This is a genomic window from Stutzerimonas stutzeri (genome assembly GCF_000590475.1).
Classification (GTDB): Bacteria; Pseudomonadota; Gammaproteobacteria; order Pseudomonadales; family Pseudomonadaceae; genus Stutzerimonas; species Stutzerimonas stutzeri_D.
This window is the reverse complement of record NZ_CP007441.1, coordinates 1,567,778-1,581,818: the sequence shown is the minus strand read 5'-3', so window position 1 is coordinate 1,581,818 and position 14,041 is coordinate 1,567,778. Positions and strand designations below refer to the sequence as shown.

The window sequence follows — 14,041 nt, the reverse complement described above, 5'->3', positions numbered from 1 at the left end:
AGCTGGTCGAGCGCCAGCTGCCGGAGGGCGGTCAGCCGAACAGTGCCGGCTCTCGATAGTGCCGACCACAGGCCTGACCATCGGCGCGGAACAGGTGGCATTTGCTGGCCAACAGTCCGGTTGTGTAGACCTGGCCCACCGCAACACGGCGATTGCCGTCGCTGGCGACCGCGACCATCTCGTCCACACCCTCGAAGTTCAGATGCAGCAGGTTGTGATCACCGAGTCGCTCGGCGACTGCAATCTCGCCGTTGAAGACGAAATCCGCCTGCTCGGCATCGACGAAGTGCTCAGGGCGAATACCCAGGGTCAAGGCATCTCCAGGGCTGACCTGGCGGCCATCCACCGGCAATCGTAACGCGCTGCCACCTGGCATCGACACCTCCACCGAATCGGCGTCCGTTCGCAGCACGCTCACCGGCAGAAAATTCATTTGTGGCGAGCCGATGAAGCCGGCCACGAACTGATTGCTCGGGTAGTGATACAGCTCCAGAGGCGGCCCGACCTGGGCGATGCGCCCGGCGTTGAGTACGACGATCTTGTCGGCCAGGGTCATGGCCTCGACCTGATCATGGGTCACGTAGATCATCGTCGCCCTGAGACGCTGATGTAGGCGCGAAATTTCGATTCGCATCTGCACACGGAGGAAGGCATCGAGGTTAGACAGCGGCTCATCGAACAGGAAGACCTTGGGTTCGCGCACCATGGTCCGGCCGATGGCCACACGTTGGCGCTGCCCGCCGGAGAGATCCTTGGGCTTGCGATCGAGCATCCGGTCGAGCTGCAGGATCTTCGCCACCGAGTCCACTCGGCGATGAATCTCGCCTTTGTCGACCTTCGCCAGTTTCAGGCCGAACGCCATGTTTTCCGCGACATTCATGTGCGGATAAAGCGCGTAGGACTGAAACACCATTCCCACCGAGCGATCCATCGGTGGCAGCTCGTTGACCCGCTCACCGTCGATCTGCAATTCGCCGTCAGTGATGTCCTCGAGGCCGGCAATCAGCCTCAACAACGTCGACTTGCCGCAACCGGATGGGCCGACGAATACCACGAACTCACCATCGGCGATATCCAGATCGATGCCGCAGGTGATGGGCACCTCGTCATAGCTCTTGCAGATATTCCGCAGGGTTACGCTGGCCATTATTGTTGTTCTCCTTCAAAACAATCGCTGCGACGCATCGCAGCGAGCGAAGCGGCGGAAGGCGGCCGGTCGAAACGAAGCGTCAGCCTCGTCTCGACCCGAGCAACTCACCCGAGCCGACGCGCAAATCCGAATCCATGCGCAGGCAAGTGTACCCCGTGGCCCTCGAAGACAGCCGATGCCGAGGGCACGTCGAGGCCTTCGACCGGGGCCGACAGGTCAAAGTGCCGTGCGCTGTCGCCCATATTGAACAGGCATACCCAGACCTCGTCATTCAGGCGGCGTTCGTACACCAGCAAGGCGTCGTCGTGGTAGACGGTGCGAATGCCGCCCTCGATCAGCAGGCGCTGATCCTGGCGCCAGGCGAGGAAGCGCCGGTAGATGTTGAGCATCGAGTTCGGGTCCGGCTCTTGCGCGGCGACCGAGAGAAGCAAGTGTTTGTCTGCCATCGGCAGCCAAGGCGGTTCCTGACTGAAGCCGCCGTGCTGATCCTGATCATGCCAAGGCATCGGCGTACGGCAACCGTCGCGGCCTTTAAATTCAGGCCAGAAACGGATGCCGTAAGGATCGACCAGCTGATCGAATTGCAGCTCGGCTTCGTCCAGGCCCAGCTCTTCGCCCTGATAGAGGCACACGCTACCGCGCATGGTCAGCAGCATCGCCATGAACATCCGACCGCGAGCATGATCCGGCTGATTGGCCAGCGCCCAGCGACTCATCACGCGCACCACATCGTGATTACCGATCGACCAGCAGGGCCAGCCATCGACCAGCTCGCGCTCAACACAATCGATGGTGTGCCGCAGGAAGGCTGGGCTGCACTGCTCGGTGAGCAGGTCGAAGGAATACGCCATGTGCAGCGTGTCGCTGCCGCCGGTGTAGGCGGCCATGGTGCGCAGCGAGTGGTCGCAGCCGATTTCAGCCACGGTGGCGCTGCCTGGGTAGCGCTCGAGCAGCTGGCGAATGCGGCGGAGGAAGTCGAGGTTTTCCGGCTGGGTCTTGTCGTAGACGTGCTTCTGAAACGCGTAAGGGTTGTCAGCGCGCACGCCGATGCTGCCTTCGCGAATGTCGTGGTTTGGCGGATTGTCGCGCAGCTCGCGGTCGTGGAAGTAGAAGTTCGCCGCGTCCAGACGGAAGCCGTCGACGCCCAGCTTCAGCCAGAACTCCATGTCGTCGAGCAGCTGCTGCTGGACTGCTTCGCAGTGGAAGTTAAGGTCCGGCTGGCTGGAAAGGAAGTTGTGCAGGTAGTACTGCTTGCGGCGGCTGTCCCAAGTCCAGGCCGGGCCGCCGAATACCGAGAGCCAATTGTTGGGGACGGTGCCGTCATCCTTCGGATCGGCCCATACGTACCAGTCAGCCTTTGGATTGTCGCGGCTGGAACGGCTTTCCTTGAACCAGGCGTGCTGATCGGATGAATGATTGAGCACCTGGTCGATAAGGATGCGAATGCCGCGCGCATGGGCGACATCGATGACCTGCTTGAAATCTTCCAGCGTGCCGAACAGCGGATCCACACCGCGATAGTCGGACACGTCGTAGCCGAAATCTTTCATCGGCGAGGTGAAGAACGGCGATAGCCAGATGGCGTCGACATTGAGGCTGGCGATGTAGTCGATCTTCTCGACCACACCGAGCAGATCGCCGACCCCATCGCCATTGCTGTCATAGAAGCTGCGCGGGTAAACCTGATAAATGACGCCGCCGCGCCACCAGTCGTTGCGATTCATACAACCAACCTTCGATGTTTGGGGGAACACGCCACCACTTTAGGTGCGGCAACCCGCCGCAACATCCTCCCGCCCCTGTATTAGCGAGGCGTATGGCGCGGGCGTAGAGACGGACCGATCAGGGGGCGTAGGCAGCGGTCCAGGGTTGGGCCCGATCCCGTAGCGTCGCGATCAGCACGCCCAGGCGGATCGCCATAAAACCGTCAACAAACAAACGAATCGACACTTATTTGTCACGAGCAACTTCTAGGATCGATGCAGTTCCGGGACTGACTCTGCAGTAGCAGCCGCGCCAGCAACTCCCCGCGCCGCCGCGCCAGCCAGGAGCGACACGCATTCACACATCCATGGAGAGATGACAATGTTCAAGTGCAAGCCCCTCGCAGCCGCCATCATCGCGATCCTCGCCACCCAGGCCTACGCCGACGACAACAGTGCAGAACAGAGCCAATCCGGTGCCGACAACATTGTTGAAGTCACTCAGATCGGCGGCCAGGACAACCTGTCCTACCAATCGCAGATCGGTGCCGGCAACGATGGCATGGTCACCCAGAACCAGGCCACCTTGTCGGATGCCGTCCAGACCCAGACCGGCAACCTGAACCGCGCCGACATCGTGCAGAACTCGACCGAGCAGAGCGAAGCGATCCAGCTGCAGCAAGGCGACAATCACGACGCCAGCATCGTCCAGAGTGATTCCTTTGGTGCTAGCGCTCGCCAGTATCAGGACGGCAGCTTCAACACCGCGATCACCGAGCAGACCGCGGCCGACCTGAGCACCGCCATCACCGAGCAGGACGGCACCGACAACTTCGCCGAGGCCATCCAGAGCAACACCGAATCGAGCCTTGCCGAGCAGCGTCAGGTAGGTAACGACAACGTCTCGCTGGTGTGGCAGGAAGGCGGCGCGCGCAACGACGGAGTGGTCAGCCAGATCGGCAATGGCAACGACGCGACCATCTATCAAATGAACGTCTCCGATTCGAGCGCCGAGATCGAGCAGCAGGGTGATTCGCAGGTCGCATCCGTGATGCAGGAAGGCGCGGATCACAGCGCCAGCATCCAATCGATGGGCCTGATGAACGAGGCGTACATCGACCAGAGCGGCAACCTGCAGACCGCTTCGATCTACCAGGACGGTACCTCCAACAGCGCCGACATCTTTCAGGCTGGCGAGAGCAACACTGCCAGCGCCGAGCAGACTGGCGATAACAATTACATCACTGTCGACCAGCTGGACGGCAGCTTCCAGACCGCCTCGCTACAGCAGAACGGTGAATACAACGAAGCCTATGTCACTCAGGCAGGCACCGATCACCTGATCGACTTCGCCCAGGACGGCACCGACAACCTGCTCACCGTGACCCAAACCGGGAATGGCAACGAGCTGACCGGTTCCAGCTACGGCGACAACAACCGTGTGGACGTGATGCAGGGCGGCGATCTCAACGTCGCTGACATTCAGCAAATCTACGGATCGGACAACGAAGTCAGCCTGACGCAAGATGGCCAGGCCAACCTGGCGACCGTCATTCAAGGCGGCGTAGGTAACCAGGCAATGCTGATGCAGAGTGGCATGAGCGACTCGGCAATGGTGTCGCAGATGGGCTCGGGCAACGTGGCCACCGTAACTCAGCAGTAAGCGGTACCGGCAGCCGGTCCAGCGCTGGCTGCCATCCCATCATCCTTCAGCGTATACGGGCCGGGTTACCTACCGCCGTCGCGCCCGGTGCCACATCTCGTGTCACGACACTGCCCGCACCGATAACCGCATCATCGCCGATGGTCGCGCCCGGCAGGATGATCGCGCCACCACCGATCCAGACATTTTTGCCGATCACTACCGGGCGCCCGAATTCCAGACCGCTGCGGCGTTCTTCCGCGCCACGTGGATGGTCCGCTGCATAGATCTGCACGGCCGGACCGATCTGCGTGCCGCTGCCGATGCGTACCTCGACGACGTCCAGAATCACGCAGTTGAAGTTGAAGAACACATCGTCGCCGAGATGGATGTTGTAGCCGTAATCGCAATGAAACGGCGGCCGCACCACGGCGCCTTCGCCCACGCTCCCCAACAGTTCCTTCAGCAAGGCTCGACGCACCGCCGGCGTCTCGGCGAGCGCTGCGTTGTAGCGCACCATCCACGCCTTGGCCAAGGCGTGATCAGCCTGCAGCTCGGGGTCGCCCGGTCGGTAAAGTTCGCCGGCGAGCATCTTCTGTTTTTCGTTCATCGACATGTCGGGCTCCACTGGGATGAAAAACGCCTCCAACCTTGGACTGGCCGGAGGCGTAATCGCTCGTGCCATCGCGCGCTATTCGCCCTGGATCTTGCTCAAGAGGCTGCGGGCCAATTGCACGGCCTCGTTGCGATGGGTGATGTTGAGCTTCTGGTACAGGCTGCGAATGTGCGTCTTGATGGTGGTCGGCGCGACATTCAGGTGTTCGGCGATCTGCTCGTTGGACTGTCCGGCGTGGATCAGGCTGAGCACCTGCCACTCGCGTCGGGTCAGCGGGGAATGACGGATCAGCTCAGGCACGTCCGGACGGTTGATGATGTCCTGAATAACCGCCTCGTCCAGGGTGATGCGAATGGCCCGGCTGAAATCGCGTTGCTGCTGCGCCAGCTGAATCAGGCGATCGGCGCGTTGCGCCTCCAGCTCGTCGAGCCGGCGTTCGTGTTGCAGGGCCTTGAGCATGGCGATCAGCAGCTTGCCGGTGCGCAGGAAGCTGCCAATGGCGCCCGTACTGCTGGCCAGGGTCAACGCCAGCTGCAGATGATCCAGCGCCTGTTGGCGCTCTTCGCGCAGCCAGTGCAGCTGTGCGAGCAGAATGTGGTTACGGTTCAGATCCATGACCAAACCGTGCTGCTCGGCATCGACCTGCAACTGCCGAAGAATCGGCAGCGCTTTTTCCGTCTGTTTCAGCGACAGGTAGGCGCGTGCATGGTTGCGAGCGTTGTACTGGGCGAAATGATTGAGGCCGCGCTCGACGGCTGGAGCGGTGAGCAGCCACTGCTGGATTGCGGTCTTGTCCTGGGTCGAGTCCCAGTAGCTGAGCATCACCGCATGAGCATTGGCGAGCCAGTCGACGTGGTAGTTATCGTCGGCCAGCATGCTCTGCATCTTGCCGATGTAATCGGCGCAGGCGCTCTGCTGGCCCCGTGCATGGGCGATTCCAGCGAGCAGCGCGTAGCACTGCAGCAGCCAACGATCGCCGACATCCTCGAGAATCTGTATGCCTTGCAGCGCGCACTGCTCCGCCGCGTCCAGATGATGCCATTCGAGCAATACCTGCCCGCGCACCCGATAGATGAACTCCATGATGGGCGTGGCCTGGAGATCGGCCTGCTCGACGTATTGGATGGCCCGCTCCTGGAGCGAATAGGCTTTTTGCAGGTAACCCTGAGCAATGGCGATTTCCGAGAGCTGTCCCAGGTTCCAGACCACCAGGTGCGAGGCGCGGATCTCCCGCGCACGGCGCTCGGCCTCTTCGTATTGCTTCTGCGCCTGAGGCAGCAGCCCTTGAACGAAATGCGCCTCGGCCAGGCCGGACAGCGCCGCCACCTTGGAGGTACGCATGATCAGCGGCTCACGCACCAGGGCTTCGCGGGCCAGGACGATCGCCTGCTGCTCGTCGCCGCGATTCATCGCCACCTGCGCGCGCACGGCGTTGAATTCGCCGACGATGCGCGCCCAGTCCTCGTCCGAACAGCTGTGTTGCAGGGCTTGCTCGCCAGCCTTGAACCAGCGCTCGACCTGATCGAACTGATAGGAATTCTGCGACACCCAGGCCTGCAACAGAGTCAGCAGCGGCGAGCCGGCGATGACCGCTTCCGGCAAGGTTTCCAGACACTGCTGCAGTAAGCCGAGACGGCCCTGACGGTAAAACTGCCGGCCATGACGCTCCAGCACCTCGCCGACCCGCGTCGGACAGCCGGCCAGTACCGCGTGGCGCGCCGCCTCCTCCGGCAGGCTTTCGGCCACCAGCGCTTCGGAGGCACGCAGGTGCAGTTCGGAGAGCCGCTGCGGCTGGCGGGTGCGCAACTCGCCCTGCATGAAGGTGGCGAACAGCGGATGGTAGGCATACCACTGGCGCAGGCTGTCCAGGGGCTGCAAAAAAAGCCCGCCGCGCTCCAGCTGCTCGAGCATGTCACGGGCATTGCTGCCCTGGGTCAGGTGATCGGCCAGCGGGGCATTGAAGCGTTCGAGCAAGCAAGTCGCCTGGAGGAAGTCCAGCGTGGTTGCGCCCAGGTTGGCGATCACCTGCTCGCGCATGTAATCACGAACATAGGGATGGCCGAGCTGCAGGTTCTCCAGAAACAGGTCCATGCCGCGTCCGGTCTGTACTTCCTGCAATACCAGCTGCAAGGCGCAGGGCCAGCCGCCGATACGCCGGTTGAGGCGCTCGACCTGCTCGCGGTTGATCGACACCGGCAGGCCCAGATCCAGCAGCGCCTGCACCTCGTCGGTCTCGAAGGCCAGATGCTGGGTATCGACAGTGAGCAACTGATGTTTGACCCGCAGATCAGCGACGCCCAACTCCGGCAGGCCTCGACTGCACACCAGCAGCGTCATCCAGCTCGGCATGTTGCGCAGGAAAAATCGCAGCGCGGCGATCACTTCCGCGTTGTACAGCGTCTCGAAGTCATCCAGCACCAACAGCACCGGCTCATGCTCACCGGGCAACTCGGCCAGCAGGTGCGTGAGCAGGGTATCGAAGGCCTCCCGGCCCTGCCCGGCCAGCAACAGGCTGCGCGGACAGCCGTGTTCCAACCGCGCATCGAGCACATTCAACAGGTAGCGGCCCAACTGCAGCGGATCGTTGTCGCTTGGGTGCAGTTGCAGCCAAGCGACCTGGCCGTCGAAGGCCCGCGCCCATTGGCAGGCCAGGGTCGTCTTGCCGAAACCGCTGGGCGCATGCAGCACTGCGAGGCGCACCTCACCGAGGCGTTGGAACCATTCGTCCAGACGCGGCCGCGCCAGCAGACCGCGCGGCAACGGCGGCATGCTCATCTTCGCGGGTATCAGTGGCAGCGGTGCAGGCATTGCGGCATTCATGTCTGGCTCTCCATGGCTCACCCGTTCGGGTCGTCCTTATCCTTTAACACCCCCGGCGGTCAGCCCGCCGACGATCCACTTCTGGCAATAGAGGAACACCGCGGTGATCGGCAGCCCGGAGAGCACCGCCGCCGCGGCGAAATCGCCCCAGAGGTAGTTCTGGTCATACAGGTATTGCTGCGCCCCGACCGACAGCGTGAGCTTGTCGACGTCCATCAGCAGCACCGAGGCAATCGGGTACTCGGTGATGCTGGTGATGAAGGCGAGGATGAACACCACCGCCAGGATCGGCACGCTCATCGGCAGCAGAATATGCACGAAGGCCTGCCAGGTGGTCGCCCCGTCGACGATGGCCGCTTCTTCCAGCGAGCCATCAATACTTTCGAAGTAGCCTTTTATGGTCCAGATGTGCAGCGCCATGCCACCCAGCGAGGCGATGATCACCGCGCCATGGGTGTTTACCCCGAGCCAGCCGACGTGCTTGCCGAGCTGGTCGAACAGCGCATATATCGCAACTAGCGTCAGTACCGGCGGGAACATCTGGAAGATCAGCATGCCCTTGAGGATCGGCCCCTTGCCACCGAAGCGCAGGCGCGCGAAGGCGTAGGCGCTGGTGGTCGAGAGCATGAGGATCAGCAGCGAGCTGATCAGCGCGATCTTCATCGAGTTCCACAGCCAGGTCAGCACCGGGAACGGCGGGTTGCTGATGTCACCGTTTTCGTGAACGTAAGGGATGCCCAGCGCCAGCGACCAGTGCTCCAGCGTCGGGTTATCCGGCAGCAAACTGCCGGTGGCGAAGTTGCCTTCTCGAAATGAAATCGACACCACCATCAGCAGCGGAAACACGATCAGCGCGACGAAGGCGAGCAGCCCGGCATGAGTGAGCCAGACGCGGTATTTGACGGATTTCGGTTGGACCATGGCCATATGCGAGTTCCTCAGACCTTCACTTTCGAGAGTTTCAGGTTCAGCCAGGCCATGGCGCCGACGACGATGAAGATCAGCGTGGCGATGGCGGCGGCCAGGGCAAAGTTCTGCCCGGAATCCTGGAAGGCGATGCGGTAGGTGTAACTGACCAACAGATCGGTGGTGCCCGCTGGTGTGGTGGTGCCGAGAATGTCCGGTCCGCCACGGGTCAGCAGGGTAATCAGCACGAAGTTGTTAAAGTTGAACGCGAAGCTCGCGATCAGCAGGGGTGCCAGTGGCTTGATCAGCAGCGGCAGCGTGATTTTCATGAGGTTGTCCAGCGGCGTGGCGCCATCCATCGCCGACGCTTCGTACAGATCACGCGGAATCGCCTGCAGCAGCCCCATGCACAGCAGCAGCATGTAGGGATAACCGAGCCAGGTGTTGACCATCAAAATCATGCTGCGCGCCAGCGTCGGGTCGCTGAACCAGTCCGGGCGCATGCCGAACAGGCTGTCGAGCATCAGATTGATCTCGCCGAAGCTCTGGTTGAACAGACCTTTGAACACCAGGATCGAGATGAACGCCGGCACCGCGTACGGCAGGATCAGCATCAGCCGGTAGAAGGCTTTGCCGCGCACCATTTCCCACTGCAGCAGGCTGGCCAGCACGAGCCCGACGGCGAGCGTGAAGATCACCGTCATCGCGGCGAAGCACACCGTCCAGACAAAGATCTGCAGGAATGGGCCGCGGATCTTCGGATCGGTCAGCACCTTGGCGAAGTTGCTCCAGCCGGCGTAGACGGTGTAACCGGGCGCCACCGCCTGCCCATCGCCATCGATGTAAAAACCGATCTCGTCGTTGGCGGTCAGGCGCTCGCCGGTCTGGTTATTGGTCAGCGAGCCGTCGTCCCGCAACCGATACAGCGGCTCCACCGCGGCGACTTCGCGCAACCCGTAGAGACGCAGCAGCTGCCCCTCATGGCCGCGCATGACCCACTGTTCCAACTGCTTGCGCTGGCGAATCACGTCACGCAGCGGCAAGGCCTTGCCCAAGTCGTCGACGTCCGCTTCGAGGGTCATGCCCAGCGGCTCGCCTTCGACCGGCTCCCCCTCCAGCGGAGCGGAAATCCAAACGCCCTGCTCGCCACGATCGACGCGCAAGCGCATCTGACCCTCATCGTTCTGATGCAGGCTGAAGCCGAAGCGCTCACCTGCCAGGTAAGTCTGGTTGAGGTGATAACGCTGCGCCTGCTCGAAGCTCAACAGGTTGGTGCCGCTGTAATTGGTGAAGCCGATCCCCACCGTGTACAGCAGCGGGAAAATGACGAACACCAGCATCCCGGCCACCGCCGGGAAGATGTAGCGATGGGCATAAGCGCGGCGACTGATGAAGACGAAACTGGCGATCCCCGCGAGAACCAGCCCGAGCAGGGCGAACACGGTTTGCCCCTGGGCATACAAGGCGATGATGAGGTACAGGGCGAAGGCATTGCACAGCAACCACAGGCCCCAGCGCATCGCGGCTGGCAGCTTGGGAATCGATAGTTTTGGCATGACGCGGCCGGGCATATCGGCGGGAACATTCACAGCGGACATCGGAATCTGAGCCTCAGGGCGCGCAGCCGAAGACGCAGGCGTCTCCAGCGGCGGCTGCGGGTTGTCGTTACTTGACGATGCGTTTGGCGGCGTCATCCAGGGCGGCATCCACGGTTTGGCGACCTGAGGTAATGTTGGTCAGGGCGGGCTCCATGGCCGACCAGAACACGCCCATCTGCGGAATGTTCGGCATCGGACGGCCTTGCTGCGCGCTCTCGAAGGTCGCCTTGATCATAGGATCGTCGGACAGCTCGGCCATGAATTCCTTGTTCACCACCGCACCGAGCGACACGTCGGCATTCACCGTCTTAAGCCCCTCGACCTGCAGCAGGTAGTTTTCCAGGAATTCCACCGCCAGCGCCTGGTTCGGACTGGCTGCGCTGAGGGTCGCCGCCATCACGCCCGAGAACGGCTTGCTCGGGCCGTCGCCCACCGCCGGGATCGGCGCTACGCCGAAGTCGATGCCGCTCTTCTTGATGTTCGACCAGGCCCAGGGCCCGCTGATGAACATCGCCGATTCGCCCTTGTTGAAGGCGGCTTCGGCGGCACTGTAATCGGCGCCCTTGGGCATGACGCCCTCATCGATCAGCCGCTTGAGTACGGTTGCGCCCTGCTTGGCGCCCTCGTTGTTCACGCCGGTTTTGCTGACGTCATAACCCGCGTCACCGTCGGCAAAGACGTAACCACCATTGGCCGCCAGCAGCGCCCAGGTGAAATAGGTGTTGTTGTAATCCCAGAGAATGGCGCGCTTGCCATCGGCGGCGAGCGTTTTATTGAGGGCGAAGACCTCATCGAAGGTCTTTGGCGGAGTCGAAACGAGGGCCTTGTTGTAGATCAGCGCGGGCGCTTCCACCGCCATGGGGTATCCCCACAGCTTGCCCTGGTAGCTCACCGCGTCCCAGGCAAAGTCGGCGATCTCGCCCTTGGTCTTGGCGCTCGGCGTGATAGGAGAAAGCAGACCGCTCTGCGCCCACTCGCCAAGCCGGTCGTGCGCCCAGATGAAAATGTCCGGACCGTTACCGGTGGCCGCCGCCTGCTGGAACTTGTCGGTCGCCGCATCCGGATGAGCGACTTCGACGGTGATGCCGGTTTCTTCAGTAAATTTGTTGCCGACCTCAGCCAGGCCTTTATAACCCTTGTCACCGTTTATCCAGACGACCAGCTTGCCTTCTTCGATGGCGGCCTGCACGGACAGCGGCAGGCTCAGGGTTGCGGAGAGACCGATGGCGGCCGCTGCAAACAGCTTTTTATTCATTTGGGTATTCCCTCGTGGCTTCTTATTTTTTATCCACAACGTTCTGCGTGCCGCCTGGCGGTCTCGCAGTGCATCCATAGTCACCCTGCCCGAGCGCTAAAACATCCTCCTCCAATGGAGGATAAGGGGCGTAGAAGCAGGGCGTAGTTTCGCCTTCTGACAACGGCTACCAGCCGCATCAATCCGCCTTTCTCAGCCTGCACAAGGCCGCCAAAACCCGCTTGAATACAGGAACATTCTCGCCTAGCCGGAGCCGGACATGCGCCCTCTTCCGCCCCTTAGTCCATTCATCCTAGCCCTTTGTTGCAGTCTGCTCTCGCCTGCCGTGCAAGCCGAACCGATAGTCGACATTCGACTCGATGGTCAGCCATTGCAGCCGACCTGGGAATCGCTCTCCGAGGATCGTTTCGCAACGGAGCTGGACCTGTCAAAAGGTCGCCTGCAGCTGGGCCCCGACGAGGCCAGGGCTCAATCGCTCGAGCCGTTCCAGCGCCATGACATGAATGCCCATAGCCGCTTCGATTTCCATGTGACAGAACCGGGGCGCTATCGCCTGCTGATAAAGACCGGCGATGACGCCAACCTGCGGCTGGTGCCGATTCGCCAGACGAGCGAGCCCGTCGAGCAGGCCTGCCGGCCATGGGCCGGCGAAGCCGTACAGGTCCCGGTTGCCGGTGTATTCGACAACGGCCAGCAGTTGCGCGATGCCTACAGCGGAAACATCGCCACCGTCCAGAACGGCAAGGTCGAGCTGACACCGGCACCCGGCAGCGACGGCTTGCTACTGATCGAAGCAGCCGAGTCGCGTTCGAAGCCGCCCCGCGACTGGCGCAACGCGACCGTCTATTTCGCGCTGACCGACCGCTTCGTCAATGGCGACCCGAGCAACGACCGCAGCTACGGCCGCGAGCCGGACGGCGCGCAGGAGATCGGCACCTTCCACGGCGGCGATCTCAAGGGCCTTACGAACAAGCTCGATTACCTCGCCAAACTGGGCATCGACGCCCTGTGGATCAGCGCGCCGTACGAGCAGATCCACGGTTGGGTTGGCGGCGGCGAGAACGGCGACTTCCGCCACTACGCCTACCACGGTTACTACGCGCTCGATTACACCCAGCTGGATGCCAACATGGGCAGCGAAGACGACTTGCGCGAGCTGATCGAGCAGGCGCACGCGCGCGGCATCCGCGTACTGTTCGACGTGGTGCTCAACCATGCCGGCTATTCGACGCTGGCCGACATGCAAGCCTTCGGCTTCGGCGGCCTGCGCGACGGCATGGCGCAGTACCTGCCCGAACGCTGGAGCGACTGGCAGCCAGAGCCGTACGAGACCCTGCACGCCTACCACAACCTCGTCGACTACGATCACCCCGCCTGGTCCCGCTGGTGGGGCAAGAATTGGGTACGCGCCGGCATCGCCGACTATCCCGCGCCACCGAGCGTACTGGTGGATCCGCGCAAGGGCTCGCTGGCGTTCCTGCCGGACTTTCGCACCGAGTCAGACGCGCCGGTCGGCTTGCCTGAATTCCTTCGTCACAAGCAGCCCACCCGAGCCGTTGAACGTGACGGCTATCGGGTGCGTGACTACCTCAACGAATGGCTGACCAACTGGGTGCGCGAATTTGGCGTCGATGGCTTTCGCGCCGACACCGTCATGCACGTCGAACCGGCGGCGTGGGCACAGCTGCGCCAGCAGGCGAATCAAGCCCGCCGCGATTGGTCAGCGGCTAACCCGGACGACCCGCTGGCCGGTGAGCCGTTCTGGATGGTCGGCGAAGTTTTCGGTCACGGCCCGGAGACCAGCGACTATCAGGCCAACGGATTCGACGCGCTGATCAATTTCGCCTTCCAGCAGGAAATCGCCGGCGCGGCCAGCGATTGCTTGCGTCTTGCCGACAAGGGCTACAGCCATTACGCGGAACTGCTAGCCGACAATCCCGGGCACAACTTCATGAGCTACGCCTCGTCCCATGACACCGCGCTGTTCAGCGCACAGCACGACGGCGATCTGCAGCGCCAAGGCGGCCTCGCCAACGCGCTTCTGCTGAGCCCCGGCGCGGTGCAGATCTATTACGGCGACGAGAGCGCACGGGCCTTCGGTCCTACCGGCTCTGACCCTTTCCAGGGCACACGCTCGGACATGAACTGGGGCGATCACGCCAGACCGGAGATCGCCTCGTTGATCGAGCACTGGCAGCGTCTCGGCCAGTTCCGTGCGCGCCACCCGGCGGTCGGCGCCGGTAGTCATCGGCAGCTGTCCGAGTCGCCTTATGCGTTTGTCCGCCAGCACGGCGAGGACAAGATCATCGTGGCGCAGGCTCGTTGAGCCGTACAGCCGCAGAGGAATCGTC

General features: G+C 62.3%; 9 protein-coding genes. 2 read left to right on the top strand and 7 right to left on the bottom strand.

Annotation, left to right across the window (positions count from 1 at the left end; genetic code table 11):
• Positions 1 to 31: 31 nt before the first annotated feature.
• Positions 32 to 1,147 carry a maltose/maltodextrin ABC transporter ATP-binding protein MalK gene (malK, locus tag CH92_RS07340; RefSeq protein WP_025241131.1) on the bottom strand — a complete coding sequence of 372 codons (1,116 nt, stop codon included), beginning with the start codon at positions 1,145 to 1,147 and terminating at the stop codon, positions 32 to 34.
• A 107-nt stretch (positions 1,148 to 1,254) separates the two neighbouring features.
• Complete coding sequence (locus CH92_RS07335; protein WP_025241130.1) at positions 1,255 to 2,874, bottom strand: alpha-glucosidase; 1,620 nt, start codon at positions 2,872 to 2,874, stop codon at positions 1,255 to 1,257.
• Between the two features lie 361 nt (positions 2,875 to 3,235).
• On the opposite strand from CH92_RS07335, the gene CH92_RS07330 reads away from it, so the two are divergent.
• Positions 3,236 to 4,516 carry a hypothetical protein gene (locus tag CH92_RS07330; protein WP_025241129.1) on the top strand — a complete coding sequence of 427 codons (1,281 nt, stop codon included), beginning with the start codon at positions 3,236 to 3,238 and terminating at the stop codon, positions 4,514 to 4,516.
• 46 nt (positions 4,517 to 4,562) lie between these two features.
• Here the strand turns inward: CH92_RS07330 and CH92_RS07325 are convergent, their stop codons facing one another.
• The 5 genes from CH92_RS07325 to malE form a co-directional block, all read right to left on the bottom strand.
• Complete coding sequence (locus CH92_RS07325; protein ID WP_025241128.1) at positions 4,563 to 5,111, bottom strand: sugar O-acetyltransferase; 549 nt, start codon at positions 5,109 to 5,111, stop codon at positions 4,563 to 4,565.
• 75 nt (positions 5,112 to 5,186) lie between these two features.
• On the bottom strand, positions 5,187 to 7,931 hold the full coding sequence (gene malT / locus CH92_RS07320; protein WP_025241127.1) for an HTH-type transcriptional regulator MalT: 2,745 nt from the start codon (positions 7,929 to 7,931) through the stop codon (positions 5,187 to 5,189).
• Positions 7,932 to 7,967: 36 nt separating this feature from the next.
• Positions 7,968 to 8,858: a maltose ABC transporter permease MalG gene (malG, locus tag CH92_RS07315; RefSeq protein ID WP_025241126.1), complete on the bottom strand. Its 891-nt coding sequence runs from the start codon at positions 8,856 to 8,858 to the stop codon at positions 7,968 to 7,970.
• A gap of 11 nt (positions 8,859 to 8,869) precedes the next feature.
• Complete coding sequence (malF, locus tag CH92_RS07310; protein ID WP_235206218.1) at positions 8,870 to 10,408, bottom strand: maltose ABC transporter permease MalF; 1,539 nt, start codon at positions 10,406 to 10,408, stop codon at positions 8,870 to 8,872.
• Positions 10,409 to 10,502: 94 nt separating this feature from the next.
• Positions 10,503 to 11,690: a maltose/maltodextrin ABC transporter substrate-binding protein MalE gene (malE, locus tag CH92_RS07305; RefSeq protein WP_025241124.1), complete on the bottom strand. Its 1,188-nt coding sequence runs from the start codon at positions 11,688 to 11,690 to the stop codon at positions 10,503 to 10,505.
• A 259-nt stretch (positions 11,691 to 11,949) separates the two neighbouring features.
• On the opposite strand from malE, the gene CH92_RS07300 reads away from it, so the two are divergent.
• Positions 11,950 to 14,016 (top strand): alpha-amylase, encoded by a 2,067-nt coding sequence (locus tag CH92_RS07300; protein ID WP_025241123.1) that lies wholly within the window; start codon positions 11,950 to 11,952, stop codon positions 14,014 to 14,016.
• Positions 14,017 to 14,041 lie beyond the last annotated feature (25 nt).

Bases quoted from the DNA above. Each gene is read 5' to 3' on its own strand.
- malE (WP_025241124.1), bottom strand. From the start codon at position 11,690: ATGAATAAAAAGCTGTTTGCAGCGGCCGCCATCGGTCTCTCCGCAACC.
- CH92_RS07300 (WP_025241123.1), top strand. From the start codon at position 11,950: ATGCGCCCTCTTCCGCCCCTTAGTCCATTCATCCTAGCCCTTTGTTGC.
- CH92_RS07335 (WP_025241130.1), bottom strand. From the start codon at position 2,874: ATGAATCGCAACGACTGGTGGCGCGGCGGCGTCATTTATCAGGTTTAC.
- malF (WP_235206218.1), bottom strand. From the start codon at position 10,408: ATGCCCGGCCGCGTCATGCCAAAACTATCGATTCCCAAGCTGCCAGCC.
- CH92_RS07330 (WP_025241129.1), top strand. From the start codon at position 3,236: ATGTTCAAGTGCAAGCCCCTCGCAGCCGCCATCATCGCGATCCTCGCC.
- malG (WP_025241126.1), bottom strand. From the start codon at position 8,858: ATGGCCATGGTCCAACCGAAATCCGTCAAATACCGCGTCTGGCTCACT.
- malK (WP_025241131.1), bottom strand. From the start codon at position 1,147: ATGGCCAGCGTAACCCTGCGGAATATCTGCAAGAGCTATGACGAGGTG.
- CH92_RS07325 (WP_025241128.1), bottom strand. From the start codon at position 5,111: ATGTCGATGAACGAAAAACAGAAGATGCTCGCCGGCGAACTTTACCGA.
- malT (WP_025241127.1), bottom strand. From the start codon at position 7,931: ATGAATGCCGCAATGCCTGCACCGCTGCCACTGATACCCGCGAAGATG.